This is a genomic window from Hymenobacter sp. BT559 (assembly GCF_016427535.1).
GTDB lineage: Bacteria > Bacteroidota > Bacteroidia > Cytophagales > Hymenobacteraceae > Hymenobacter.
Genome location: NZ_JAELXV010000009.1, coordinates 45,047 through 69,447, shown reverse-complemented (window position 1 = coordinate 69,447; position 24,401 = coordinate 45,047). Strand labels below are relative to the sequence as shown.

The following is a 24,401-nucleotide window of genomic DNA, read 5'->3' as shown; positions in this document are numbered from 1 at the left end:
ATGCCCGTTGAATTTCTCAGTGACGAGCAAGCCGCGCGTTACGGTCAGTACCACGCCGACCCCAGCCCCGAGCAGCTCACCCGGTTCTTCTACCTGAGTGCGGCCGATAAGCAGTTTCTGGCGGCGCGGCGCTTGCCCCATACCCGCCTGGGCTGCGCCGTGCAGCTGGGAACGCTGCGGTTTTTGGGCACCTTTTTGGTGAACCCGCTGCAGGTGCCCCCCGTGGTGGTGCAGACCCTGGCCAACCAACTCGGCCTGGCTGCTGAGCAGCTGGGGCCGTACCGGGACCGCCTCAACACCGGCTACGAGCACCAGCCCCTGATTCAAGCCTATTTGCAGTACCAGTCGTTTGACGGCCGGCAGGCTTTTCGTCTTACCCGCTGGCTTTACGCGCAGGTGGCCACCAGCACCGTGCGGCCAAGCGTGCTCTTCGATTTGGCTACGGCCCACCTGGTGGCCCAGCGCGTGGTGCTGCCCGGCGTCACGGTGCTGGCCCGCCTGATTGCCCGAGTCCGCGAGCGCACGGGGCGTCACCTCTACCGCCAACTGCGTGCCCGCCTTAGCCCGGCCCAACAAGCGGCTTTGGAAGCGCTGCTGCAGGTGGAGCCGGGCGAACGCCTCACCCCGTTGGAAGTCCTGCGCACGGCCCCCACCCGGGTATCCGCCCCGGCCCTGGTAGCCGCCCTGCGTCGATTGGACCATATTCGGGCACTGGGCGTGAGCGAAGTGCCCGTGCAGGATTTGCCCGAAGCCCGGCTGGCGCGCCTGGCCCGGCACGCCCAACTGGCCTGGGCCCAGACCCTGCTGCGCATGAGCGAGGAGCGCCGCCTGGCCACGTTGCTCGTGTTCGGGCAAACGCTCGAACGCACGGCCACGGATGATATCCTCGACCTCTTCGACGGGCTGATGGCCACCTTGGCCCTGAGCGGAGAAACCACCCGCCGCCGCGAGCGCCTGCGCTCGCTCAAGGATTTGGACCAGGCAGCGCTGGTGCTGGAGCAGGCCGTGCGCCTGCTGCTCGACGAGGCCGTGCCGGACGCGGCCCTGCGCCAGCACGTGCTCGAACGCTTCAGCAAGGATGCCCTGCGCGCAGCGGCGGATGCCGTGCAGGAACTGGCCCACAGCGCGGAGGACCCGTTGGTGCAGGCGCTGAGCACGCCCTACGCCACGGTGCGGCGCTTTCTGCCGGCGCTGCTGCGCGGGGTGGTGTTTGAGGGCACGCCCGCCGCCAAGCCCCTGCTCGATGCCTGGTGCTTCCTGCAGGTCCAGGAGGCGGGTGGCCGGGGCTGCCCGAAGTGGGCGAGTGCGCCCCGCGCGGTGGTACCGCGCAGGTGGGCCCGGCGGGTGTTTCCGGCCAAAGGCCTGGTCCATCCGCCCGCTTACACGCTCTGCGTAGTCGAGCGCCTGCACCAGGCGCTGCGTCGCCGCGACGTGTTCGTGCGCCGCAGCGAGCGCTACGGCGACCCGCGGGCGGAATTGCTGCGAGGGGAGGCCTGGGAGCAGGTCCGCGACTCCGTGGCCCGGGCCCTGGAGCGAGCCACCGACCCGCAGGTCGAGCTGGCCCGCTGGCAGCAGCAGCTGGCCGCGGCCTATACCGAAGTCAGCACGAATCTGCCGCGCAACTCGGCCCTGCAAGTGCTCGAAGAAGACGGGCAGCCCTACGTGAGCCTCAGCGCGCTAGCGGCTCAAACCGAGTCGGACCAGCTGCGCACGCTCCGGGCGCAGCTGGCGCAGCGCCTGCCTCAGGTCGAGTTGGCGGCCCTACTACTGGAAGTGGATGCCTTCACTGGCTTCGCCCGTGCGTTCACCCACGCGGCCGATGGTCAGCCAGCTGCCCCTGACTTGCCGCTGAGCATTTGCGCCGTGTTACTGGCCCAGGCCTGCAACATCGGCCTGAAGACGGTGGCCCGGGCCGAGGTGCCGGCCCTGACGCTGCCGCACCTCTCCTGGGTCCAGCAAAATTACCTGCGGGTGGAAACGCTTACCGCCGCCAACGCCCGGCTGGTGGATGCCCAGGCCCTGTTGCCCTTAGCCCAGGCTTGGGGCGGTGGGGAAGTCGCCTCAGCCGATGGCATGCGCTTCGTGGTACCCGTGCGCACGATTCACGCGGGCTGGAACCGCAAATACTTTGGCTCGGAGCGCGGCGTGACCTACTACAACTTCACCAGCGACCAGTTCACGGGCTTCCACGGCATTGTCATTCCCGGCACCCTGCGCGACTCGCTCTTCATCCTGGCCGGGCTGCTGGAGCAGCAAACCAGCCTGGACCCGCGCGAAATCATGGCCGATACCCACGGCTACAGCGAGGTGGTGTTTGGCCTGTTTTCGTTGCTGGGCTTCCGCTTCAGCCCCCGCCTGGCCGACCTGCCGGACCAGCGCTTCTGGCGGATGAGCAAGGAAGACGACTATGGCGACCTCAACGACCTAAGCCGCCACGTGCTTAACACCCGACTCATCGCCGAGCACTGGGACGATATGTTGCGGCTGGCCGGCTCGCTCAAACTGGGCAAGGTCAAGGCCACGGCCGTTATGCGCACGCTGCAGCGGGCCGGCTCCCTTTCCGGTCTGGGGCGGGCCGTGGCCGAGGTTGGGCGGGTAGAGAAAACGCTCTACCTGCTGGCCTACGTGCAGGACGAGGCCTATCGCCGGCGCATCCTGGTCCAACTCAACCGGGGCGAGGGGCGCCACGCGGTGGCCCGGGCCGTCTTCCACGGCAGGAAGGGCGAACTGCGCCAGCGCTACCACGAGGGCATGGAGGACCAGCTAGGAGCCCTGGGTCTGGTCGTCAACGCTTTGGTGCTGTGGAACACGCGCTACCTGCAACAAGCGCTGGAACAGCACCAGGCGGCCGCCGAACCGCCGGAACCAGGCGACGTGGCCCGGCTCTCGCCCTTGCTGCACGAGCACATCAACATGCTGGGGCGCTACGATTTTACCTTGCCCGAGGGCATTGCGGCCGGACAGCTGCGGCCGCTACGCGACCCGACCAGTTTGGAAGAACAGCTCGCTCAACTGCCCTAACGGGAATTTCTGTTCTTACTCTTGCGCTACCCCTTTTTGCCGGCGTAGTGAAACTGCCCGTTTTGCCCATAAACCATGACGCGAGCGAACTGGTGCGTGCTTTCCAGCTTGTCAAACTGGTCATTAATGCGCTTGTGCAAGTCGTGGTCGTCCATGTAGCGCAGCATAAACTCGGTGCGCATGGCCCGCCCCAGTTCGCGTAACGCTAGCATAAGCAGTATCGAAGCGTCTCTACCGCTTCATTGAACGGCCTAGATGAAGTAGTAGATATACTTTGGCAAGCTCATTATGACGGTATGTTAAATTCCCAACCACCCTGTTAACTGAGAGCACTTAGGGTAAAACCAAGTGGTACTGTCTCTTATCTGTTCTATTGACAAAATTCTGTGTGTTCAAAGCAGAGTTTAAATTCGCTGCGAGCGGGGGCTGACTCTGCCTTCAGCTTTAGCTGTTTTATCCTATTTATCGTGCAACGTTCTGTCTAGGATAGGCTTGACTTTTTCTTGTTTTGCATTAGTACAAGTATGGTTAATTGTAGGATAACGCAACGGATAGAGAATGGGATGTAAAAGAACTCACCTATCTTAAGTATAGCAGTAGGATGTCATATTGATTGGCATGAAGAGGTGATTCTGAGACATCGTGTAACAGCTAAAAAGCAAGCAAACATGCCGTAAAACAAGTTGAATTAGATACGTACTATTTGTATAACCTACTAACCTTCAATAGTATGTACTGTAGCGTGTGCGCACATAGGCACAGACTTATAAAAAGTGGTTTTTCGCGTTTTAGACATTTAAAAACTCGTGAATAATTTGCACTATTCTTCTATTGAGGCTTGTTTCTCTTTGAAAAAATTGGCAAATTCATCCTATTCTAGAGCAAATGCAGGAAAAATTAAAATTATTATTATTATTATCCAAGTCCATAAGATTGACTTATAAAAAGTGGTTTTAACTTAGCATTGTTAAAAATATAATTGGAAAAGTGCAATTCCATTTTTCATCAGACTACGCTCTCGCGTATTTGTTTGTTTTTGTTTCTCCTGGGGGCACTCATTTCATATGTGGATAACTTACCAGACTCTAAATGCCTAAAAAAAAAGTCACAACAACTTGTGATATTTTTAATTATTTGTTCTATTTGTAGGGCTCACAATTATCTATAAATCAGTAGCTTGCAAGCTCGGAAAACCACTTTTTATAAGTGGAAAACCACTTTTTATAAGTGGAAAACCACTTTTTATAAGCGAAAAGCCACTTTTTATAAGTGGGAAAGCCACTTTTTATAAGTGGAAAGCCACGTTGTTTTTCAAATGTGGCTTTTATAAATGTGGATAACTTATCTTTGTTGCCCATTCCCTCTTGCTATGGACTACTCTCCTGTTGCTGAAGCGTCGCCAAGACCATATGAAATTCGTCAGCACAATGCTATCACGACCGCTCGCTATGATTATTCCGCTTGCCAGATGGATATCATGTTCTTCCTGCTGACCAGTTTAGGACGCGAAGACCCGCCTGATAAGGTCTATACGCTCTATCTGAAGGAAATGGAAAAAATTAGTGGCCGACAGTGGAACTACAGCCAGTTGCAGGAAGCGACAGAAAGCATGGGTTCTCGTATGTTCAACGTTAGGGAGCATGGTCAGGTCATCCAGCTTTGGATGATGGACCGAGTGGTGTACGTGCTCGGGGAAGGACGCATCGTCATTGAACTGACCAAATCAATCCGCCCCTACCTGTTTGATTTAAAGGAGAATTTTACCTCCTACGAGTTGCAGTCGGCACTGAAACTGACCAGCAAATACGCCAAGCGAATATATCATCTGGTTAGCCAGTGGAAGGATAAGGACGCTACCCAGGTTTACACGCTGGTAGAGCTTCGCTATATGCTGAACTTGAGCGCGGAGGAGCCCACTAAAGGCAAGACTAGGAGAAAAGCGAAGACCAAGGAAGCGGACGATAGGAATTTGGACGACAGGGAATCAAGCGGTGAAAATCCGGATAGCAAAAGCAAGGAAAAAGGCAAAAACTTGTTCACTAAAATCAGTCAACTCAAAGAACGCGTGCTGGACGTGGCCGTAGCACAGATAAATGAGCACACGGAACTCAATATATCCTATGAACTGCTGAAGAAGGGACGCTCCTTCGACAGAGCCCGCTTCAATATCACGCACAAGAAGTCTGCGTCGCCGGCTCGCTCCTTTCAGCAGCCAGCCGAGACTGACAAATTGACGACCGCTGCCAAATACTTGGATGACCTTGGTATCATGTTACCGGTCTTACGCGGCAGGATTCTACAAGATCCTGACTTGGTAACCAAGTTGTTTAAATTCATCTTTGACCTCAAAACGGACAAGCTAAAAGCCACTAAGAATCCTGGTGGCCTTTTCCTTACTATCGCAAACGTAGGCCCGGGCGCTCGAAAGCCATCTTGAGCACTCCATCTGCCCCTACGCAGGAGATTAGCGGCGTTGAAGAGTCGACGTTAGCCGTTGGACTACCATTCTCATCCTCCCACCTCGCCCCGGCGGTCCCGCTGAATACGCTGGCGACGTTGCTACTCCTGGACCCGCGTCCGGGCGGGGGTAGCACTGGATAGTAGTAAGTCGAGGGCCTCCTACAGGGCCTGCTTCTGCGAGTAGGACCTTAGTTGTATCCGATTAAACACTTCTGACTGCTTTCTGGTACTCTAATTCGGGTAAGTGGGCAAGCCATATAACATCTGTACCAAACTTGGCCTTGGTTAAAGGTTTGTTCCAAAAGCTAAACAGGTGAGTTAATAGGTAGCACAGACCAGTGAGTTGCCCGTCTGCCTGACTGGGAAATGTAGTGGCAGTTCACCCTGTCAACGACCTAGTATGAGCTGGCCACGACTAGGTTCCTGGGTAGGGCCAGCACTCCTCCCCCAGAGGGCGAGCGAATCTGCGCTGGCAGCTTACCGCTACTGGTCGAAATAGGTATGCGCCTCGCCCCAGGTAGCAACGAAGAGGGCAATGTAGCTATCCGGGCGAATTAGCATCAGACCATCGGAGCGTCCATACGCTTGACGTAGCACGTCATTGTCTACTTTGATGCACTTGAGGTAAATAGGGGCTGCTACTTCGGCCGAGTTGAAGAGCTAGAGCTTCCAGTCATTGCCGCTCAACTGGTCAGATAGCCACTAGCCCGTCGCTAGCTACACGTCGGGCGCCCGGTCACCGGCCCGTAGCCTGCTGGGGACCGCCGCGCTTGGCCTGGTCGAATACCTGAGCTAGTACCTCATGCGCTCGCTGGACGAGGCCGGCCAATATCCGGAGGAGCGGTGTTTCTCTACAACTACAAACGCTCCCATCTGAACTGTACCATGCAAAGCCCGAACGAGGCGCACCGCAGCTGGGCCCTCTAGAACGGCACTGGAAAAATTACTACAAACCGTCAGTAACGGAGCCGCCAGAATGAAGTACTTTTAGTACTACCAGCGAACTGGTTACCCCAGGCTCGGAATATCGTCAAACGGTCAACTTATTTCCGGACGAGACAAATCCTTAAATTCTAGACTCAGCCGAAACTTGCGGCAACCCCACCTTCTATTTATTGGGTGACATTTTCACCAGTTAACTGTCACGCACATCCACTACTTCACTAGTTTGAATCTGACCTGGAAATACTACTGAAAAGCCATATTTGCCAGAAAGGGAGGTAATACCAGTATTTCTGGTATTACCTCCCTTTCTGGCAAATATGGCTTTTCGATAACACCTTATTCTTTTTCGTCAGGCGTAGGTCGTTGAGCATCTGGGTGAGTAGCAAAATAGGCAGCCAAGGCAGCGTTGAAAATGTTGACTAGCTTCCGAGCTTCACCATGCCCCCAATAAGCTACTCGGTCCATGTGTAAGCGGTTTTCAGGGGTTATGCGGTCAGTAAATTTGAGATATTTAGGTTTGGCGGGGGGTAACGAGGCCGTCGTAAAGGCAGGCTGAGTCTGGGGCTCGTAGGATGCCGGGCCAATGAGGTCGGTGAGGTCCTTCGGCGCTTTGGATGCAGGCTTCTTCATAGATTTTCGAGGATGGCAGTTGTCAAGGTGGCGTAGTCGGCGACTCCATTGCAGTCCGGTTTATATAGGATGGCAGGCTCTCCGACCCGCTGCGCCTGAGCCAGCGACTGGTCGGCGCGGATATTAGGCAGTACTTTATCCGGATAGAGATGCTCAGCAGCGTCCACAATATCATGGTGTAGGCTACTGCGCTTTTTGGGATTGTATTTAGTAAAAAATACCCCGGCCATTTTCAGGTCAGGATTGATTTGTGCCTGAACACCACTCGCTAGATTGACAACTAGGCGCAGACCGTCGAAGGAGTATTTTTCAGGTTCGCAGGGCACCAGGTAGGCTGTTGCGGCAGCAAGGGCGACGTAGGTCATTGCCCCCAGCATGGGTGGGCAGTCAATAATGACGAAGTCATAATTGGACGCCACTGGGGCCAGCAGTTGCTTTAAACGCTGCTCATAGCCATCCTGACGATAAAGCTCTTCGCTCTGTTTGGCTAGGTGAATATTAGCTGGCATAAGCGAGAGATTCGCCAGAGAGGTCTTTACTATCAACTCGGCTGCCGCTGCTTCACCCAGTAGACCCATGCCCACGGTACGTCCTCCAGGCGCACCACGCTTAAACAGACCGGTAGTCGCATTAGCCTGCATATCCAGGTCAATGAGCAATGTGCGATAACCCCGATGAGCTAATTCAGCCGCCACATTCAGGGTAGTGGTGGTTTTACCCACGCCACCTTTGTTATTGGTGACCGCGATAATCTGTGGTGAGCGAACGGAGCCGGATGGCAGCTGCATAGGTCAGAGAAAAACAATGAGTTCGCAAGTTAGCAGAAATACCGGTAATGCCGGTATTTCATGTACTACCGTCTTTACCAGTACTACCACCTTTACCAGTAATAATAGTAATACCAGAAATACCGGCAATATCATAAATACCGGTATTTCTGGTAAGCAAGAGTCGTATACCTGCTATGAGCATATTATTAAGCTACTTAACAAAAATTCTGTGTTTGCACAGGAATTCAATGTCTCCTACCCCTCTACCCAGCTACCTGTTATTTACACCTCCTTATCGGAATTGGTGATGGCAGGGTCATTTACTAAATCCCGCACTTCCAGGTTCAACGCCCAATTCAGCGAGATAAGCAAATCCAAGGTAAGAGCCAGCTATACCAGTTCAATCCGCTTAATGGTGAACTGCAACACAGCTCAGAAAGGCTAGGTCACAAATCTATGCGCTCAAAACTTTCAGAACCCACTTCTTGACCCGCCAGAAAGCGTCTTTTTGAGCTATCTGGTGGGGTAGGGGAGGGGGTATCAGAATTGCGCAGTGGCTGTTGCAGAAGTAGATGACTGGCCAGTGGTATCTTAGAGCTATGCAGGGCCATAAACAGTTCGTCGATAAAGTCGTGCTGCGCTTTCGCTTGTCGGAGCGCGTGCCACGCCACAATCTCTACCGCCGATTGGCCGACCTGCTGGACTGGGACTTTCTCTATGCCCAGACCCAGGCTCTCTACAGCCATACCGGCCAGCCCTCTTTGGACCCCGTCGTGTTCTTCAAGCTGCTGCTCGTCAGCCGCCTGGAAAACTTGGTCAGCGACCGGCGCCTTATAGAGCACTGTAGCCTGCGGCTCGATATCCTGTATTTTCTGGGCTATGAAGTGGACGAGGACCTCCCTTGGCACTCGACTATCAGTCGCACACGCCAGCTCTATCCCACCGCCATCTTTGAGCACCTGTTTGACCACGTCTTTGCCCAGTGTGTAGCCGCTGGGCTCGTCACGGGCCACACCCAGGCAGTAGACTCCGCCTTCGTCAAGGCCAACGCCTCGTTAGAGAGCCTAATCGACAAGCAGTCCGCCGACGAATCGCCACCTGTGCTGCACGTAGCCGACAAGCCTGTTCAAGAGGCGCCGGCCGCCGCACCGGAAGCGCTGCTCACCAGCCCGGCCCATCACCTACGACGCGTAGCTTCCGCCCACGCGCGCTACCTGCGCAACGACAGTGGCCCTTTGGGGCGCAGTCGGCCGCAAGCGCGGCTACTCAGTAACAAAACGCACTACAGCCCCGCTGACCCCGATGCGCGCATCTCTGTCAAGCCCGGCAAAGCGCGGGCCCTGAATTACCTCTGTAGTATGGCCGTGGACGAGGCCCACGGGGTTATCAGCCACGTGCAGGCTGACTTTGCCGACCGGCGTGACTGCACGCTGCTGCCGAGCCTGGTCGAGCCCTTGCAGCAGCGCCTACTCGCCCAGGACCTCCCGCTAGTAGACCTGGTGGCGGACACCAACTACTCGAATGGGGTGAACTACGCTTTGCTCGAAGCCCGGGGCATCACGCCCTGGATTCCTGTTTTTGGCAAGTACAAGCCCGAAATCGACAGCTTTCGGTATGAAGCGGAAACGGACTGCTTTACCTGTTCAGCAGGCAAAACGCTCTCCTTCAAGAGCTTTTATAAGAATCAGGATGGGGGTCTAGCCAAAGTTTACCGCGCCGCCAGTCGGGACTGCCGCTTGTGCCCGCTCAAACCCTCCTGTGCACCCAACGTCAAGAAGCGACAGCTCATTCGCACCGCCTACGATGCCCAGTACCGCCGGGCGCTCGCCCGGCAGCAAAGCCGGCCCGGTCGCCACATGCGGGGATTGCGGCAGCGCACCGTTGAACCGGTTTTTGGCAGTCTGCTCCAGCACTACGGGCTGCGGCGCGTGAATACGAAGGGTCGCAGTAGCGCCCATAAAATGATGTTGCTGACCGCCCTCGCCTTCAATCTCAAGAAGCTGCTCAAGCACCAGCCCAAGCAAACCCCGCGCTCGGCTATCGCCCTGCCTGTTCCTCGGCTCCAGGGGCAGTTTTTGGCCTGTTGGCGGCAGCGTCACAGCCGGTCACAGCTGCTTGGAAACAGAAGGTAGCGCGGGAGCAGAGGCGGGCCAAGAGTTCTGCAACAGCCACCGCACGTTTCTGAACGTCTTAAGCTGTAAGAACTAGTTATAGCCAGCATCCTCTCATTGGAAGCAGGAACAGACAGCTGAAATTGGAAAAATTCACCTATGACGTAAACTTGCGTCATACTATGACGTATATTTGCAACATACTTCGCTTCTGAGGCTCCGCTTGTATGTCTTTTTCCGCACCTACCCAATCAGCGCTGCTGCACGTGCTACTCGAACGAGTGCTCCGCACGGAATGCCTCGCGTTGGAAAGTCTGCGCTTGCAGGCTAAAATCCATAACGGGCTACTAGGGGGAGAAATAGACACGCTCCTGCAAGCCGCTGAGCAACGGGCCTATCAACGGGCTGAAACCCTGCTCACGCAACTGCTGGCTGCTACCAGCGATTCCCCGGCTACCGCCACCGACTTTCCGACTGCTTCCCTATGACCTACGCTAAAACCGCAGCCTTCACCGAAGACCAGCAGCAGCTCGCTCGCCTAGCCAAAGCGCTCGCCCACCCGGCGCGGGTGGCCATCATCCAGTTTCTGGCCAGCAAGCAAACCTGCATCTCGGGGGACATCGCCGCTGAGTTGCCCCTCTCACGCACCACCGTTTCGCAACATCTGCAAGAGTTGAAAGCCTTGGATTTGATACGCGGCGAAATTGATGGCCTCACCGTGTGCTACTGCCTCAATACCGAGCTACTAAACAAGGTGCACCAGCAGTTTACGGCCTTTTTCCTGGAGGCCACCGCGGGCGCGGCGTGCAGTCCGGATGACGCCTGCGCTTGCTAAAGCACCTGCTCTTATTCCTTCTTTCCTAGTCATTTAACCAGCAACGTCATGAAGATTTCTGAAATAAAGCAGGCCCTAGCGGAAGTAGAAGCCGTTAACTTCCGTCTCCCCACGGGCGAGTATCTGCCCGCTCACTTCCACGTGACCGAAGTAGGCTTGGTAAGCAAGCATTTCATCGATTGCGGCGGCGTGGAGCGTCAAGAGAAAGTAGCCAACTTCCAGCTCTGGGAGGCGGGCGACTATGACCACCGTTTGGCGCCGGAGAAGTTTCTGCACATCCTGAACCTATCGGAGAGAATACTAGGCCGGGAGGACCTGGATATTGAAGTCGAATACCAGCAGGCCACCATCGGCAAATTTGGCCTGACCCGTGAGGGAAACGACTTTGTGTTGACTTCGAAGCAAACGGCGTGCTTAGCCCAGGATGCGTGTGGTATTCCGGCAGCCCAGTCGTTTGCCTTGCCTCAGCTGCAAATGGCCAGCTGCACGCCGGGCGGCGGGTGCTGCTAGGGTCTTGAAGGGCGGGGCTCGCAAGGGCCCCGCCTCTTAGAAGTATTCTTACCCCTCTCGCTTTGCCATGACGATTGCCTTTTTCTCCGATGTCCACGGTAATCTGCCCGCGCTGGAGGCCGTACTGGCCGATATGGAGCAGCGCCGGCCCGATATGATTTTCTGTCTGGGTGATTTAGTGGGCTACGCGCCCTGGCCCAACGAGGTAGTCAACGAAGTGCGTCGCCGGGGTATTCCCACGCTGGCCGGCAACTACGACCAGGGTATCGGCTTGGCCAGCAGCAACTGCGGCTGCGCCTACAAAACCGACACCCAGAAGGACCTAGGGGCCCAGAGCATTGCCTACACCAACCACGTCACTGGGGACGACGAGCGCCGCTACCTGCGCCTGCTGCCCAAACACATGCGCCTCGACTTTCAGGAGGAGCCCTGCACGCTCAGCCTGCTCATGGTACACGGCTCCCCGCGCAAAATCAACGAGTACCTGTTCGAGGACCGGCCCGAGGCCAGCTTCCTGCGGGTACTGGCGGAGGCCAACGCCGATGTGCTGCTCTTCGGCCACACCCACAAGCCCTACCACCGCACATTTGCCTACGAGGTGAACGGCGAAACCCGCTATCGCCACGCCCTTAACATCGGCTCGGTAGGCAAGCCCAAGGACGGCGACCCGCGGGCCGCCTACCAGCTGCTGCACTTGGATGAGCACACCACGCTTACCGACCCGACTAGCGTGCGCTCGGAGCTGATTCGGGTGGAATACGACGTGGAGAAAGCCGCCCAAGCGGTGGAGGCCTCGCCGCTGCCCAACGAGTACGCTGATATGCTGCGCAAGGCCTACTAAGGGCGGCGTACCTACCCACTGGCTTAGTGCTGCCATGAAATACCTTTCCTTCCTCGTGCTGCTACTGGCCGGGGCGGCCCTGACGACGCAATCAGCCGTCAACAGCCAGCTACGTGGGGGCCTGCACAGCGTGATGTGGGCCGTGCTCGCCTCTTACCTGGTCGGTACCCTGGCCGCCGCCCTCGTGCTGCTTAGCACGCAGGCCTCGCTGCCGACACTGGCCGACGTGCATGCTATCCGCTGGTATCAGTGGACGGGCGGCGCGTTGGGGATGGTCTACATCGCGGCCATCGTCTTTTCCCTGCAACGGGTAGGCGCGGCCTCGCTCTTCGCCCTGGTGGTGACCGGCCAACTGCTCACGGCCCTGCTCTTTGACCAGCTGGGGCTACTGGGCCTCGTGCGTACCCCCCTCACCCTGAGCCGGCTGGCCGGCGCGCTATTACTCGTGGCCGGGCTTACCTGCTCAACCGCAAATAATCCGGCTGCTCTCTCCCTTTCTACTTTCTCCTGATGAAGCTGCACCCCCTAACCGCCGCGCACTGGCCCGCCGTGCGCGCCATCTACGAGGAGGGCATTGCCACCGGCAACGCCACGTTTGAAACGCAGGCCCCCGAGTGGGACGCCTGGGACCGGGCGCACCTACCCCACAGCCGCCTGGTGGCCGTCGACGAGGCCGGCATGGTACTGGGCTGGGCGGCTCTCTCGCCCGTGTCGAGCCGCTGCGTGTACGGCGGCGTGGCCGAACTCAGTATTTACATCGCCGCCGAAGCCCGGGGCCAGGGCGTGGGCCGGCAGTTGCTGCAAGCGCTGATTACGGATTCGGAAGCGCACGGCATCTGGACGCTACAGGCCGGCACTTTTGAGGAGAATAGCGCCAGCATCGGCTTGCATACGCAGGCCGGCTTTCGCGTCGTCGGCCACCGCGAACGGATTGGCCAGCACCACGGCGTGTGGCGCAACACGGTGCAGCTGGAGCGGCGCAGCCCGACGGTCGGCGTCGCTTAACTCAACCCTTTCTATGGCAACCTTGAACCAACCCCCACCCGCCGCGCCGGCGCCGGCCGCCCTGGCCGAGAAGAAACTCTCCGGCCTCGACCGGGGCCTCACGCTCTGGATATTCCTGGCCATGGCGCTGGGCGTGGGCTTAGGCTACTTCGTGCCCGGCCTCAACGGGGCCATCAACTACTTCTCGGTGGGCACGGTAAACGTGCCGCTGGCCATCGGCCTGATTCTGATGATGTACCCGCCCCTGGCCAAGGTCAAGTACGAGCAGCTGCCCAGGGTCTTTAAAAACACCCGCATCATTGGCCTCTCGCTGTTTCTGAACTGGATACTCGGTCCGCTGCTGATGTTCTTGCTGGCCATCTGGCTGTTGCCGGATAAGCCGGAGTACATGATGGGCCTGATTCTCATCGGTATTGCCCGCTGCATTGCCATGGTGCTGGTGTGGAACGATTTGGCCGACGGCTCCCGCGAGTACGCGGCTGGACTGGTGGCACTTAACTCCATCTTCCAAGTGCTGTTTTACTCGGTCCTGGCCTGGCTGTTCATCACCGTGCTGCCACCCTACTTTGGCCTAAAAGGGTACGCCGTGAACATTGGTATTTGGGACATTGCGCAGAGCGTGCTGGTGTACCTGGGCATTCCCTTCGCGGCCGGCTTTCTCTCGCGCACTATCCTGCGCCGCCTCAAAGGCGACGAGTGGTATGAGAAAGTGTACATCCCGGCTATCAGTCCCATTACGCTGGTAGCGTTACTGCTCACCATCGTGGTCATGTTCAGCCTGAAGGGCGGAACCATCGTGCAGGTCCCGCTGGACGTGTTGCGCATCGCCCTGCCGCTGGCCCTGTACTTCGGTATCATGTTCGTGCTCAGCTTTGCGGCCGGCAAGTACTTAGGAGCCGACTACGCCGAGAATGCCAGCATTGCCTTCACGGCCACCGGCAACAACTTCGAGCTGGCCATTGCCGTGGCCATCGGCGTGTTCGGCCTGAACTCGGGCCAAGCCTTCGCGGGCGTCATCGGCCCGCTGATTGAGGTGCCGGCCCTGATTGCGCTGGTCAACCTGGCGTTCTGGTTTCGCCGCCGCTGGTACGGCGGCAAAAGCGTGGCCACCCCCGCTTAATTCACCTTCCTTTTTCCCTTTCTTATGTCTGACAAGAAAAATGTGCTGGTGCTATGCACTGGCAACTCCTGCCGCAGCCAGCTGCTGCACGGCTACCTCACGCAAGAACTGGGCGACCGCGCCGCCGTGTACAGCGCGGGCGTCGAAGTCCATGGCCTCAACCCTCGCGCCGTGCGCGTAATGGCGGAGGACGGGGTAGATATCTCCCAGCACACCAGCAACCACGTGGATGAGTATGCCCACGTGCCGTTCGACTACGTGCTGACCGTGTGCGACCACGCCAACGAGGTGTGCCCGGTATTTCCGTCCACCGCGAAAAAGCTGCACCACAACTTTCCGGACCCGGCCAAAGCCACGGGCAGTGAGGAAGAAATTATGGAGCAGTTCCGTGCGGTGCGCAACCAGGTGAAAGCCTACGCTCACGACTTCGTGCAGGCGCAGTTTCAGCCGGCATAGCGCTAGCGAGGTGCTGGCGGCTAGCTGGGAGTTTTCCCGTCTGCTAAGTCTGGATTGAGGTCAATCAGGATACGGAGCGGGGCAAAGCCATCGGGCAGAACATGGTCTAAAGCGTTATAGTCCCGGGAACTCGCGTCTCTTTTCTCCCGCGCATAGACCTGCCGGTAAGCAGGCGAGAATATCTCAGCCTCACTGTACTTTTTTGCAGTCGGCGGCAATGGGCGAGGACAGCAGAAAATGCTCCGTAGGGGTTCCACAAGGTCCGGAAATACGTCGCTGAATTTCATGGGAGTAGTCCGCGTGACCGTCTTATAAATGTCGAGCGCTTTCACCAAGCTCAGGCCATAGTCGCCAATGGGGGCCACCACCCCATGGCAATCTTGCTTCGTGGGTCGGGTTGGTGGAAAGTTGGTCTTCGACTTCCCCACGTACAATAAGTAAAAGGCCTGACTGCCGAACAGCCGCTCGTGCAACAGCAGCTTGTGCCACTGGTGTAGCTCGCCCTTGACCTTCACTTTCAAGTCATTGAACTCCCCTTCGTGCGACATCACCTTGGCTTGCAGCGCGTACCAGTCGTATTGTCCGGTTCCGTCCCCCACAAACAAATCGATGTCATTGCCAAACGCGGTTTCTACCGGCCACGACGTTTTGTAGACCTTGATTGTGGCTGGACTGCGCCGGTGGGCGAACCTAACCAAATCCAGGATGAAATGGTCAGTCATGCCCAACTCCGAAAAGCTCAACTCGTAGCGAAAAACATCCGACAGGTGCCGGTATACCCGTTGGGATAGATAGCTGGAGTAGTCGCAGAGGCTCATAGGCGGATAGTGACCGTGTAGAATGGCGGCAAGTATCGGGTCGCTTAACATTCGTAATAGCCTTAGGAAACCGTCCGCGCAATCTTGCGCATGGCCGCCGGCGAGTCGCCGAACTTGCACAGGGCCTCGCAGTGCTGGCGCAGCTCCGAGAACAGGATGTAGCGGATGGTAGCCCCGGCGGCCCGGATGGCGGGGCGCGACAGTTGGGCCAGCACTTCCTTTTCGCGGGCATCGGGCACTACCAAGTACAAGGCCGTTTCGTGCTCAGGCATGGAGAAGGCCAAGTCCGTCAGGCGCAGAATGCCCGAGTAGATGCTGGTGCTTTTCTCGACCTCGAAGGCGGCTACCACGCGGTTGGTGCCGGGCGCGAACCACACGATGTCAATCAGGCGGATGGTACTGGCCACCTCGGCGGGCACCGGCAGCTCGGGGTGCTGGTCGAGGCAGAGAAAGGACAACTTCTGCCCGCCGCAGAGGCGGTTGCGGTCGTTGATGGCCGTCGTCACGTCGCAGCCCAGCGCTTTGCCGATGCGCAGCAGGTGGTGCTGCATCTCCGTATGCTGGTTTTCCTCCTGCGCTTCGGTCTGCACCTCTTTATGACGCTTCTGAGCCTGCTGCTGGTATTTGTCGCGGTCCTCGTCAGTGGCAAACTGCTGGTCGCCGGCAATCATCTTCTTCACGCCCACGTCGAAGAGCAGGCCGCTGAGCGCGCCGTAGTCGAGGCTCAAGTGCTGGCGGTGCTCCTGGTTGAGGTCGCGCAGCCGGTCGCGCATCCGCAGGTATTCTGACCAGGAGCCCAGCTTGATTTTTTCTCCAAACAGCGCATTGAAGCCGTTGACGATGGCCGTGTTGCAGGGCGGCATCAGCGTGGGGTGCAGGAAGTAGAGGATGCTAGCCACGGCCGGGCCAAGGCCCTTAATTTTGCGGCGGTCGAGAATGTCGATTTCGCGCAGCAGCTGCTGCTCGGTGGTAGCGGCCAGGCAGCTTTCCAGAAATTGCCCGAAGGCCCGCTTGTTGTCCTCGTGCTCGTAGATGTCGGGGATGCGCAGCTTGGGCTTCCAGTAGAAGGGATGCGCCGCGCCCTGGAACACCTGCTTCTGCTCGCTGATGACGCTGAGCACGAATTCAAGCGAGGTGCCCTTAAAATCATTGCCGAAGCTGCCCGCCTTGATGTCTTTTACCACTTGCTGCACCCCGCGCCGAATGGAGCGGAAGGCCTTCAGGCGCTCCTCGTTATTAATAAACCACGTATTGTAAACGGACTCGGAATCAGCTTTGTATTGCTGAATAAGAGGTGGTAACGGAGCAGGCATAAATCGGGTGGGATAAATGGAACTACGAAGATGCGTTAATCTGCCTGGTTCGCAAGCCGGGGATAACGGAGCAGCTCAATCACCCGGATTGGTGAAAAACAAAAAAGGCGGTTCGAATGAACCGCCTTGCCTGCCAGGTAAGTAGGGGCTAGTACTTTTTATGCGCAAGCAGCCAAGTTTGCAGCATCGTAATCTCCGACTTCTGCTCGTCGATAATTTGCTGGGCCAGCGTTTTGGTAGTGGCCTGCCGACCGTATTTGAGTTCCGCATCGGAGTTCTCGATAGCGCTGCTGTGGTGGTCTACCATAAGCTGCGCAAAGTCAAAGTCAGTGTCACCGGTTAGAGGACGCAGGTCATTCGCCTGGCTCATTCGCATCATGTTGGCCATCTGCAGCGCGCTGAACTGGGGCACGGCCGGCGCCTGGGGCTGGTGGCTGCTCAGGAAAGCCTGAAACTGCGTTATCTCTTTTTGCTGCGAGTCGATAATACCCTGGGCCATCGCCTTCATATCGGTATTGGTACCGTTTTTAAGCTCTTCCTGGCTCATGTTAATGGCCCCCTGATGGTGCATTACCATCATCATAGCAAAATCGTTATCAGGGTCTTGGGTTGGCGTCATGGCGTCCATCTGCTTCATCATGGTGTGCATGATGGTCATCATGGTGCTGTCGTCGTGGGCCTGCACCTGCAATCCATCTACGTCGTCCTTTTTGCACGACACCGTAGCTAAGCCCAGCAGCAACAGCGACAGCAGGGGGAGTCGAAATATCCTTTTCATAAAATCAGGGTAAGGTGAAGTTTTCCTGATTTCTGAAACGGCTGTCTACTACCCAGGATTTGCAGGACAGCCCCCCCGACTTGCATAATTTGTGTGCTGCAAAACGCCGCTACCTCAACTGCGAGCCATATTTTAGCGCCGCACTAGTCTTCTGCCCCCCGGTTGATGATGGGCAGAATCTGGTACAGCATCTCTTTGGGAATGCCCAGCATATCGCGCTTTTCGGCGTAGTTCTCCAGGAATAGCGCGAAGGGATGAACACCCTGCATTTGCCGCTGCTCGTCCGCCGCCGGGCTGATGCCCGCCCAAGCCGGGGTATGCAGATAAGCGACGTACTCTTCCAGCATGTCTTCGAACACCAGCCGCCCATCCCGGAAGTCTTCGTGGTAGGCAAGCAGCGTGTCGACGTCGATAATAATGAGCGGGCGCACGTGGTGTACGGGTAGACCCTGCTGCGCCAGCTTGGCCAGCTCCTCCTGAAACCAGTCGTTGACGACCACATTCAGGCCGGGCTGGTTGTAGAGCCGGTCGTGCACGACCAGCACCGGGTAGATTATCAGCTCGGCCGGGTCAAAATCAGTATCGAACGGCAGCTGCTTGCGCAGCAGGCGCTCCACATTGTTAGCCAGCTGCCTTGCGGCTTTGGGGTGGCCCTCGTCATCTTCGTAAAACTTCTTCTTTACCTCGTCCAGATAGGTAGCGAAGTCGTGGCCCGCCTTGGCATCCTTGTGCACCAGCACGTCTTTCGACTCAAACAGCACGGCGCGGCTATCGTGGCGGAAATAATAGTCCGGCTCGGACTGCCCTTTCAGCTGCCATTCCTCGAAGATGGTCTTCCCGCTCAGGGCCAGGCCCCGGCCCCGAAAGGTGGCATTCAGCAGCAGGTACATCAGGTATTGCTCCGAAAACAGGTCGCAGTACACGGAGCGCCAGTCTGTCTCGCGCTGGCCTTTGGGTAGGGTTCGGTTTGCGGCGCTAAACTGGAAGTACAGGCCCTTATGCAGGGTTTCCAAAACCAGTACCGGGTACTCCAGCACGAAGGTACCCGGCGACTCCTCGCACAGCGGCGTTGTGCGCAGGCTGGTAAAGTCCGCCATATCCAGGGGCTGCCCTTCTGGTAAGGTGAAGTGCCGCAGGAATGCGCAAGCCTCATCATAATCTGGTCCTGGCGGCACCTCCACGGCAATACGGCCGGCGGTTTCGGCCTGAGTCACGGGCTTGATAATGCCGCTTAGCTGCCGGAAGAATGCTTGCCAGTTCTCGCAGTTGAAGCGCTGCAGAAAGGCCCCCAGCAACGGGGCGAAGCGGGGCTCGGCCTCCAGAAACTCGAATAGCCGCACCGACTTGATAAGTTGGAGCATGGCAATATGAGGCAAGCGGTGGTTTATCAACTCAAAATCCGAGAAGGTACCTGCCAGGGCAGCCGCCGCAAGGGGCTGGTGTGGCAGCAGCTGCCGGGCGACGGTCATGGCTTGGTATTGTTCCCGGATGTAGGCCCCGTTCAGCACCAGGCAGGCCGTGAACACGTTTCGTTCCACCTCCGCCTCCGTTTGAGTCACAGGGCCCTCCGGCATATCGAAGCAGTGGCCGAACAGCTGAAGCGTCGTTTTGGGGTGGAAGAAATTGAGCTTGGTGCTCTTGCGGCTTGCCAAGGCCAGGGTCGAATGATAGACCTGACCGCCAAAGGCCTCGTTGGACGGCCCGAAAATCTGCTGCATGTCCAGCACGTAGTCCCGTTTGGGGGCCGCTGTTTGGCTTAGGTAGCCGAGCAGGTGCGAAACGCCCTGTAAACGGTCCAAACGGCTAATGCCATCCAGCAGCACGGCAACGGGTGGCGTGTCGCCACGAAATAAGTCCTTGAATTCTACGAGTAGCTGTCGGGTCATGAGCAGGGTTGCGAGGGTGAGCCTAGGTTCTACCCTCATCAACATAAAAAAGCAGCCGCCCGTTAAACGAGCGGCTGCGCTTTACTCCTCAGATACTGGAATGGAAGGCACCCTGCAGCCCTAAATCAGCGAATCCAGACTGCGGCGGGCGGGGCTGGCGGGGCCTAGGCGCTGATACTCAGTGGGCGTAATGCCCGTGACCTGTCGGAATTGCCGCGAGAGGTGGGCGGGGCTGCTGTAACCTAGCTGCTGCGCCACTTCGGCCATGCTCAGCTCGCCGTAGCCAATCAACTCTTTGGCGCGCTCCACCTTCTGGCGGATGATGAATTTCTCAATCGTGAGGCCTTCGGAAGCGGAGAATAAATGGGAAAGATAGTGGTAGTCCTTGCCCAGGCGCTCCACCAAGTAATCGGAGTAGTTAAGCAGGCGGGGACCCGGCGAGGGGTAGTGAATCAGGGCTACCAGCAGCGTTTTGATGCGGTCTACCAATTGGGCGCGCGGGTCTTCCAGCAGCTCGAACCCGGCCTCCTGCAGGCTGGTCCGGATAGCGACATAGTCGGGCGCCGTGCCATCGGGCGTGGACACGTCAGCCTCCCCCAGCGCTACGCGGTGCACGCGCAGGCCCAGCGCCGCCAGGTCTTCGCCCACCACCCGGATGCACTGCGGGCACACCATATTCTTAATCAGTAGTCGGTACGCGTCGGGCGGCGGCAGCACCTGGGAAACACTGCTATCTGCTTGCATAGGATGCGCTAGTATTGGCCTTAGTTAAAGGCTTTTGTATTAGTAGTAACCAGGTACCTCAGCCACAGCAGCTACCGGGGCCTTGCACCTGAATGGGCGGGCAAGGCACGGAACCATAGGAACAGTATACACAGCAGTCGCCGGCTAAGGGCTTCAGCACCGTGTGGCAGCTCGTGCATTCATAGAAGTACTGGCAAGCATCGGTCGGCATCTGTTCCGCTTGCGCGTGGCCGCACACTGGGCACGTCAAAACGGAGGTGAGTAGGGGAACTTTTGGTTCGAGTGTGAGCATGATACAGCAGGAGGTTAATGTGTAGCCAGCACCCGGTAGCCGGTGCCATCAATGGCTTGCACCACGTGCGCGGCGGGGCTTTTGGCCGCATCAAAGCGGACCTGCGCGGTGCCCTGCGCGTAGGAAACGGTCACGGCCTGCACTCCTGGCAACTGCTGCACCACGTGCTCGACGTGTTTAGCGCAAGCTTCGCAGGTCATACCGCCGATGCGGTAGTTCGCCGTTTGCCAGACCGGCGCGGCCTCATTCGTGGCCAGCGGCGCCGGCGTAGCCGATGAGGGGTACAGCTTCGCGCCGTAGTAAGGAAAGGCCAGCAGCAGCGCCGCTAGCAGGGTAACTACGCCCAGAAAGCCCTTGGATTGGACAAAAGTTGATTTCGCATCCACCGCGCAGCCGCAATCATCGGCCGGCCGGGGTCTTAGCTGTTGGTACCAGGCGAAGCCCAGCACGCCCACCGTCAGCAAAATCATATAGGGCCGGAAGGGCTCAAGCCAGGAAAAAGACGAGGCCACGCCGCCCAGCCCGCCAACAACGGCCAGCAAGGGCGTAATGCAGCAGAGGGAAGCCGCGAGCGAGGCTAGCACACCCGCGCCCACTAGGCGCTTGTCGGCGGAGGGAGGGGACTGATTCATTGGGCGTAGTGAGAAACAGGAGCAGCCGGTAAGCCAGCTAGCAGGGGGCGCAGAATAGGTAAATGAGGCTGACTCAGGGCGTAGAACACCGTTTGGCCCACCTTGTGGGCGTGCAGTACGCCCCCATCCTTAAGCTTGCGCAGGTGCTGCGAAACGGCGGAAACGGTCATTTCTAGCACATCGGCGATGTCGCATACGCACAGCTGTTGTTCATCTGCCAGCAGGAGGAGAATTTTCAGCCGCACCTCGTTTCCGGCTAAAGCCAAGACCCCCGCCAACGACTGCAGGGCCGGCTCGGCGTGAGCCAAACGCGTTTTGCATTGCTGGATGTGCTGGCTATCAGCAAACACCCGGACGCACACAGTCTCTTTCATACAGGAAGTTTTGGCAAAGATAGTGTTAAAGTAATTAAGCAAAAGCTAAAATAATAGTTCAGCCTAATTGTCTCCACGACCCAGCAATCGAGGAGTATGCTACGCTCTTAATGAATTTGCGTAGGGGCCGCAACCTAGGCAGCTGCCTTTTAGCCAAGACCGTTACTTCACTACCAGGCTACCCCGCAGCATGCCCATGCCGCAGGTAAACTCAAACTTGCCCGCCTGCTGGGGCAGCAGCTCCACCAACGTGGTTTTAAAAGCCGGCAGGTCGCGGCGAATGCTGAAATCGGGCATCAGCAGCTCCTCGGAGCAGCTGTTTTCCTCGTCGCGGTAAAAGCTCAGCTGTACGGGCTTGCCGCGCTCCACCTCAATCACATCGGGCGAATAGCCGCCCTTTACCGTGATGGCTACTTCCTGCACCCCGCCCGACGTGGACACGGCGCTGGCCGTCTGGCGGGCCGAGAAGAAGAAGTACCAGAGCACGAAGGCCGCTAGGCCCAGGCCAGCAACGGTTACGATAAGGGCAGTCGAATCCATAGCAAGCAACAATTAGTGGTTATCGAAAGCGCGCAGGCGCAGCGAGTTAGTCAGCACCGACACCGAGCTGAGGGCCATGGCCCCGGCCGCGAGCATAGGCGAGAGCAGAATGCCAAAGAAGGGATACAGCAGCCCGGCCGCCACGGGAATGCCCAGCGTGTTGTAGATGAACGCAAAAAACAGGTTCTGCTTGATGGTCCGAATGGTCTGGCGGCTTAGTTCGATGGCGGTGACCACCCCGTTCAGGTCGGAGCGCATGAGCGTAATGCCCGCTGCTTCCATCGCCACGTCGGTACCCGAGCCGATGGCCAGGCCAATGTCGGCCTGGGCCAGCGCTGGTGCGTCGTTGATGCCGTCACCCACCATGGCCACGATGCGGCCCTCGGCTTGCAGCTCCTTCACCTTACCGGCTTTATCAGCGGGCAGCACCTCGGCGAAATAGCGCGTGATGCCCACCTGCTCGGCCACCTGGGCGGCCGTTTCGGGATTGTCGCCCGTCATCATCACTACCTCAATGCCTAGCGCCTGTAGCTTTTTGATGGCGGCGGCCGAGGTGTCGCGCACGGTGTCGGCCACGCCGATTAGGCCCACGGCCTGGCCCGCCACGGCGATGTAAAGCACCGTTTTAGCCTGGCTCAATAGCTGCTCGGCCTGGGTTATCAGACTAGGGGAGAGGCTTGCGCCTTCGTCGGCCAGCAGGCGGCGGTTGCCAATCAGCACGGCCTGGCCGTTCACGGTGGCGGCGGCTCCCTTGCCTTCCACGGCCCGGAATCCGGTGGCACTCAGGCTCGCCCCGCCCTGCGCCTCCGCGTGGCGCACCACGGCCTCGGCCAACGGGTGTTCGCTCTGGCGCTCTACGGCGGCCACTACTTGCAGCAATTGGCTGGTCGGCTGGTCGGGCAGCGTCCAGAAATCCGTCACGGCGGGCTCGCCGCGGGTAATGGTGCCGGTTTTATCCAGCAGTACCGTGTTGACTTGGTAAGCCTTTTCCAGCGCCTCGGCGTTGCGCACCAGGACGCCATGCTCCGCGCCCTTACCGGTACTCACCATGATGGCCGTGGGCGTGGCCAGCCCCAGCGCACAGGGGCAGGCAATGATGAGCACGGCCACGAAGTTGACCAGCGCCAGTGGCAGCCGGGTGCCGACCGGGGCCAAATCAAACCAGATGACGAACGTGAGGATGGCAATGACTACCACCGTGGGTACGAAAATGGCGCTGACTTTATCGGCCAGCCGCTGAATGGGGGCGCGGCTACCCTGGGCGTCTTCCACCAGCTTCACAATCTGTGAAAGCATGGTGTCGGTCCCCACCTTAGTCACGCGGAAGCGAAAGGAACCGGTTTTGTTGAGCGTAGCGCCGAACACCGGGTCGCCCGCCTGCTTCTGCACCGGCAGGCTTTCGCCCGTAAGCATGGCCTCGTCCACGGCCGAACTACCTTCCATGATGAGGCCGTCGGTGGCCACCTTCTCGCCGGGGCGCACCACCACTAGGTCGCCCAGCTGCACCTGCTCGATGGGTACGTCGACTTCCGCGCCATCGGGCCGCACCACGCGGGCATTCTTGGCTTGCAGCCCAATCAGGCTGCGCATGGCGGACGACGTTTGGGTCTTCGCACGCAGCTCCAGCACCTTGCCCAGCAGAATCAACGCAATGATGGTAGCCGTGGTGTCGTAGTATACCTCGGGCATCAAGCCCCGACTGGTGAAAAAGCCGGGCACCACCGTAGCCGCCAGGCTGTAGAGAAAGGCCGCGCCAGTGCCCACCGCAATGAGCGTATCCATGTTGGCCGCCCGGTGCTTGAAGCCGTTCCAGGCCGATTCGTAGAACTCCCGCCCGCTGTAGAGCAGCACGGGCAGCGTAAGGAAGAGCAAGCCGTAGTTGAGCCACTGCATGTTCACGCGCTGCATCATGGCGGGCCAGAGCATGAGCATGCTCAGGGGCATGATGAGGAGGGCCAGCCCCACGGCTACCCCGAAGCGACGCTTGAGCTTCTGGTAAGCCAGCGCTTTCTGCCGGTCAATTTCGGCGCTGCGCTCGGCCGCGCTGATGTCGGGGGGGCGCTCCACCACGCCGTAGCCAGCGTTGATAACGGCTTCTTTTAAGGTAGCCGGGGAGGCCTGGGTGGGCACGTAGTCCACGGTAGCCTTCTCGGTGGCAAAATTGACCATGGCCCGCTGCACGCCCGGCGTGCGACTGAGCGACTTCTCGACGAAGGACGCGCACGAGGCGCAGGTCATGCCTTCGATGTCGAGGGTTTCGGTTTTAGTGGCAGGTTCCATAACTAGCAGAATAGTAGCAGATTGCTGAGTCTATCAGCCT

General features: G+C 58.3%; 24 protein-coding genes. 11 read left to right on the top strand and 13 right to left on the bottom strand.

The features are described 5' to 3' along the window. The gene (locus tag JAO77_RS21940) at positions 1-3,021 is read left to right on the top strand and encodes a Tn3 family transposase (RefSeq protein WP_198992698.1); all 3,021 of its coding nucleotides are present in this window, start codon (positions 1-3) and stop codon (positions 3,019-3,021) included. Between the two features lie 26 nt (positions 3,022-3,047). On the opposite strand, the gene JAO77_RS21935 is transcribed toward JAO77_RS21940, so the two are convergent. Further along, complete coding sequence (locus tag JAO77_RS21935; RefSeq protein WP_198992697.1) at positions 3,048-3,233, bottom strand: Tn3 family transposase; 186 nt, start codon at positions 3,231-3,233, stop codon at positions 3,048-3,050. Positions 3,234-4,390: 1,157 nt separating this feature from the next. Between JAO77_RS21935 and JAO77_RS21930 the strand changes: the two genes are divergently transcribed. Then, positions 4,391-5,458 carry a replication initiation protein gene (locus JAO77_RS21930; RefSeq protein WP_198992696.1) on the top strand — a complete coding sequence of 356 codons (1,068 nt, stop codon included), beginning with the start codon at positions 4,391-4,393 and terminating at the stop codon, positions 5,456-5,458. A 1,304-nt stretch (positions 5,459-6,762) separates the two neighbouring features. Here the strand turns inward: JAO77_RS21930 and JAO77_RS21925 are convergent. Both JAO77_RS21925 and JAO77_RS21920 read right to left on the bottom strand, forming a co-directional pair. Continuing rightward, on the bottom strand, positions 6,763-7,056 hold the full coding sequence (locus JAO77_RS21925) for a hypothetical protein (protein ID WP_198992695.1): 294 nt from the start codon (positions 7,054-7,056) through the stop codon (positions 6,763-6,765). After that, the gene (locus tag JAO77_RS21920; RefSeq protein ID WP_198992694.1) at positions 7,053-7,844 is read right to left on the bottom strand and encodes a ParA family protein; all 792 of its coding nucleotides are present in this window, start codon (positions 7,842-7,844) and stop codon (positions 7,053-7,055) included. Before JAO77_RS21920 ends, JAO77_RS21925 begins: the two co-directional genes overlap by 4 nt. A 581-nt stretch (positions 7,845-8,425) precedes the next feature. Here JAO77_RS21920 and JAO77_RS21915 point away from each other — a divergent pair. The 9 genes from JAO77_RS21915 to JAO77_RS21875 all read left to right on the top strand — a co-directional run bounded on the left by JAO77_RS21915 (position 8,426) and on the right by JAO77_RS21875 (position 14,704). Then, complete coding sequence (locus JAO77_RS21915; RefSeq protein WP_198992693.1) at positions 8,426-9,958, top strand: IS1182 family transposase; 1,533 nt, start codon at positions 8,426-8,428, stop codon at positions 9,956-9,958. A gap of 206 nt (positions 9,959-10,164) precedes the next feature. Continuing rightward, the gene (locus tag JAO77_RS21910) at positions 10,165-10,425 is read left to right on the top strand and encodes a hypothetical protein (protein ID WP_198992692.1); all 261 of its coding nucleotides are present in this window, start codon (positions 10,165-10,167) and stop codon (positions 10,423-10,425) included. Continuing rightward, the gene (locus JAO77_RS21905) at positions 10,422-10,772 is read left to right on the top strand and encodes an ArsR/SmtB family transcription factor (protein WP_198992691.1); all 351 of its coding nucleotides are present in this window, start codon (positions 10,422-10,424) and stop codon (positions 10,770-10,772) included. The genes JAO77_RS21910 and JAO77_RS21905 overlap by 4 nt, the downstream gene beginning before the upstream one ends. Before the next feature lie 48 nt (positions 10,773-10,820). Continuing rightward, the gene (locus JAO77_RS21900) at positions 10,821-11,282 is read left to right on the top strand and encodes a DUF6428 family protein (RefSeq protein WP_198992690.1); all 462 of its coding nucleotides are present in this window, start codon (positions 10,821-10,823) and stop codon (positions 11,280-11,282) included. Between the two features lie 67 nt (positions 11,283-11,349). Further along, the gene (locus JAO77_RS21895) at positions 11,350-12,123 is read left to right on the top strand and encodes a metallophosphoesterase family protein (RefSeq protein ID WP_198992689.1); all 774 of its coding nucleotides are present in this window, start codon (positions 11,350-11,352) and stop codon (positions 12,121-12,123) included. A gap of 34 nt (positions 12,124-12,157) precedes the next feature. Continuing rightward, positions 12,158-12,634, top strand: coding sequence for a DMT family transporter (locus JAO77_RS21890; RefSeq protein ID WP_198992688.1), 477 nt, complete (start codon positions 12,158-12,160; stop codon positions 12,632-12,634). Beyond that, positions 12,634-13,128, top strand: coding sequence for a GNAT family N-acetyltransferase (locus JAO77_RS21885; protein ID WP_198992687.1), 495 nt, complete (start codon positions 12,634-12,636; stop codon positions 13,126-13,128). Before JAO77_RS21890 ends, JAO77_RS21885 begins: the two co-directional genes overlap by 1 nt. Before the next feature lie 13 nt (positions 13,129-13,141). Then, entirely contained in the window at positions 13,142-14,248 is a 1,107-nt protein-coding gene (gene arsB / locus JAO77_RS21880; protein WP_198992686.1) for an ACR3 family arsenite efflux transporter, read from the top strand. Between the two features lie 24 nt (positions 14,249-14,272). Beyond that, entirely contained in the window at positions 14,273-14,704 is a 432-nt protein-coding gene (locus JAO77_RS21875; RefSeq protein ID WP_198992685.1) for an arsenate reductase ArsC, read from the top strand. A 20-nt stretch (positions 14,705-14,724) separates the two neighbouring features. Here the strand turns inward: JAO77_RS21875 and JAO77_RS21870 are convergent, their stop codons facing one another. The 10 genes from JAO77_RS21870 to JAO77_RS21830 form a co-directional block, all read right to left on the bottom strand. Then, a complete protein-coding gene (locus JAO77_RS21870; protein WP_370550325.1) occupies positions 14,725-15,522 on the bottom strand; it encodes a DUF6615 family protein in 798 nt (265 codons plus the stop codon). Between the two features lie 62 nt (positions 15,523-15,584). Next, positions 15,585-16,835 carry a type II restriction enzyme NmeDI-related protein gene (locus tag JAO77_RS21865; RefSeq protein ID WP_198992683.1) on the bottom strand — a complete coding sequence of 417 codons (1,251 nt, stop codon included), beginning with the start codon at positions 16,833-16,835 and terminating at the stop codon, positions 15,585-15,587. A gap of 148 nt (positions 16,836-16,983) precedes the next feature. Continuing rightward, complete coding sequence (locus JAO77_RS21860) at positions 16,984-17,613, bottom strand: DUF305 domain-containing protein (protein WP_198992682.1); 630 nt, start codon at positions 17,611-17,613, stop codon at positions 16,984-16,986. 143 nt (positions 17,614-17,756) lie between these two features. After that, on the bottom strand, positions 17,757-19,499 hold the full coding sequence (locus JAO77_RS21855; protein WP_198992681.1) for a hypothetical protein: 1,743 nt from the start codon (positions 19,497-19,499) through the stop codon (positions 17,757-17,759). A 120-nt stretch (positions 19,500-19,619) separates the two neighbouring features. Continuing rightward, entirely contained in the window at positions 19,620-20,243 is a 624-nt protein-coding gene (locus JAO77_RS21850; protein WP_198992680.1) for a helix-turn-helix domain-containing protein, read from the bottom strand. Positions 20,244-20,301: 58 nt separating this feature from the next. Further along, the gene (locus JAO77_RS24265) at positions 20,302-20,535 is read right to left on the bottom strand and encodes a GDCCVxC domain-containing (seleno)protein (RefSeq protein WP_235998557.1); all 234 of its coding nucleotides are present in this window, start codon (positions 20,533-20,535) and stop codon (positions 20,302-20,304) included. A 14-nt stretch (positions 20,536-20,549) separates the two neighbouring features. After that, positions 20,550-21,167, bottom strand: a complete 618-nt coding sequence (merTP, locus tag JAO77_RS21845; RefSeq protein WP_198992679.1) for a mercuric transport protein MerTP — start codon at positions 21,165-21,167, stop codon at positions 20,550-20,552. Then, positions 21,164-21,541 carry an ArsR/SmtB family transcription factor gene (locus JAO77_RS21840; protein ID WP_198992678.1) on the bottom strand — a complete coding sequence of 126 codons (378 nt, stop codon included), beginning with the start codon at positions 21,539-21,541 and terminating at the stop codon, positions 21,164-21,166. Before JAO77_RS21840 ends, merTP begins: the two co-directional genes overlap by 4 nt. Positions 21,542-21,703: 162 nt before the next feature. Continuing rightward, a complete protein-coding gene (locus tag JAO77_RS21835) occupies positions 21,704-22,081 on the bottom strand; it encodes a cupredoxin domain-containing protein (RefSeq protein WP_198992677.1) in 378 nt (125 codons plus the stop codon). Positions 22,082-22,093: 12 nt separating this feature from the next. Then, positions 22,094-24,361: a heavy metal translocating P-type ATPase gene (locus tag JAO77_RS21830; RefSeq protein ID WP_198992676.1), complete on the bottom strand. Its 2,268-nt coding sequence runs from the start codon at positions 24,359-24,361 to the stop codon at positions 22,094-22,096. Positions 24,362-24,401 lie beyond the last annotated feature (40 nt).

Coding starts and splice junctions, on each gene's coding strand:
- JAO77_RS21905 (WP_198992691.1), top strand. CDS start 10,422: ATGACCTACGCTAAAACCGCAGCCTTCACCGAAGACCAGCAGCAGCTC.
- JAO77_RS21885 (WP_198992687.1), top strand. CDS start 12,634: ATGAAGCTGCACCCCCTAACCGCCGCGCACTGGCCCGCCGTGCGCGCC.
- JAO77_RS21915 (WP_198992693.1), top strand. CDS start 8,426: ATGCAGGGCCATAAACAGTTCGTCGATAAAGTCGTGCTGCGCTTTCGC.
- JAO77_RS21840 (WP_198992678.1), bottom strand. CDS start 21,541: ATGAAAGAGACTGTGTGCGTCCGGGTGTTTGCTGATAGCCAGCACATC.
- JAO77_RS21940 (WP_198992698.1), top strand. CDS start 1: ATGCCCGTTGAATTTCTCAGTGACGAGCAAGCCGCGCGTTACGGTCAG.
- JAO77_RS21910 (WP_198992692.1), top strand. CDS start 10,165: ATGTCTTTTTCCGCACCTACCCAATCAGCGCTGCTGCACGTGCTACTC.
- JAO77_RS21920 (WP_198992694.1), bottom strand. CDS start 7,844: ATGCAGCTGCCATCCGGCTCCGTTCGCTCACCACAGATTATCGCGGTC.
- JAO77_RS21850 (WP_198992680.1), bottom strand. CDS start 20,243: ATGCAAGCAGATAGCAGTGTTTCCCAGGTGCTGCCGCCGCCCGACGCG.
- JAO77_RS21870 (WP_370550325.1), bottom strand. CDS start 15,522: ATGAGCCTCTGCGACTACTCCAGCTATCTATCCCAACGGGTATACCGG.
- JAO77_RS21900 (WP_198992690.1), top strand. CDS start 10,821: ATGAAGATTTCTGAAATAAAGCAGGCCCTAGCGGAAGTAGAAGCCGTT.
- JAO77_RS24265 (WP_235998557.1), bottom strand. CDS start 20,535: ATGCTCACACTCGAACCAAAAGTTCCCCTACTCACCTCCGTTTTGACG.
- JAO77_RS21935 (WP_198992697.1), bottom strand. CDS start 3,233: ATGCTAGCGTTACGCGAACTGGGGCGGGCCATGCGCACCGAGTTTATG.
- JAO77_RS21930 (WP_198992696.1), top strand. CDS start 4,391: ATGGACTACTCTCCTGTTGCTGAAGCGTCGCCAAGACCATATGAAATT.
- JAO77_RS21895 (WP_198992689.1), top strand. CDS start 11,350: ATGACGATTGCCTTTTTCTCCGATGTCCACGGTAATCTGCCCGCGCTG.
- JAO77_RS21835 (WP_198992677.1), bottom strand. CDS start 22,081: ATGGATTCGACTGCCCTTATCGTAACCGTTGCTGGCCTGGGCCTAGCG.
- JAO77_RS21925 (WP_198992695.1), bottom strand. CDS start 7,056: ATGAAGAAGCCTGCATCCAAAGCGCCGAAGGACCTCACCGACCTCATT.
- JAO77_RS21855 (WP_198992681.1), bottom strand. CDS start 19,499: ATGACCCGACAGCTACTCGTAGAATTCAAGGACTTATTTCGTGGCGAC.
- JAO77_RS21890 (WP_198992688.1), top strand. CDS start 12,158: ATGAAATACCTTTCCTTCCTCGTGCTGCTACTGGCCGGGGCGGCCCTG.
- JAO77_RS21865 (WP_198992683.1), bottom strand. CDS start 16,835: ATGCCTGCTCCGTTACCACCTCTTATTCAGCAATACAAAGCTGATTCC.
- merTP (WP_198992679.1), bottom strand. CDS start 21,167: ATGAATCAGTCCCCTCCCTCCGCCGACAAGCGCCTAGTGGGCGCGGGT.
- JAO77_RS21875 (WP_198992685.1), top strand. CDS start 14,273: ATGTCTGACAAGAAAAATGTGCTGGTGCTATGCACTGGCAACTCCTGC.
- JAO77_RS21830 (WP_198992676.1), bottom strand. CDS start 24,361: ATGGAACCTGCCACTAAAACCGAAACCCTCGACATCGAAGGCATGACC.
- arsB (WP_198992686.1), top strand. CDS start 13,142: ATGGCAACCTTGAACCAACCCCCACCCGCCGCGCCGGCGCCGGCCGCC.
- JAO77_RS21860 (WP_198992682.1), bottom strand. CDS start 17,613: ATGAAAAGGATATTTCGACTCCCCCTGCTGTCGCTGTTGCTGCTGGGC.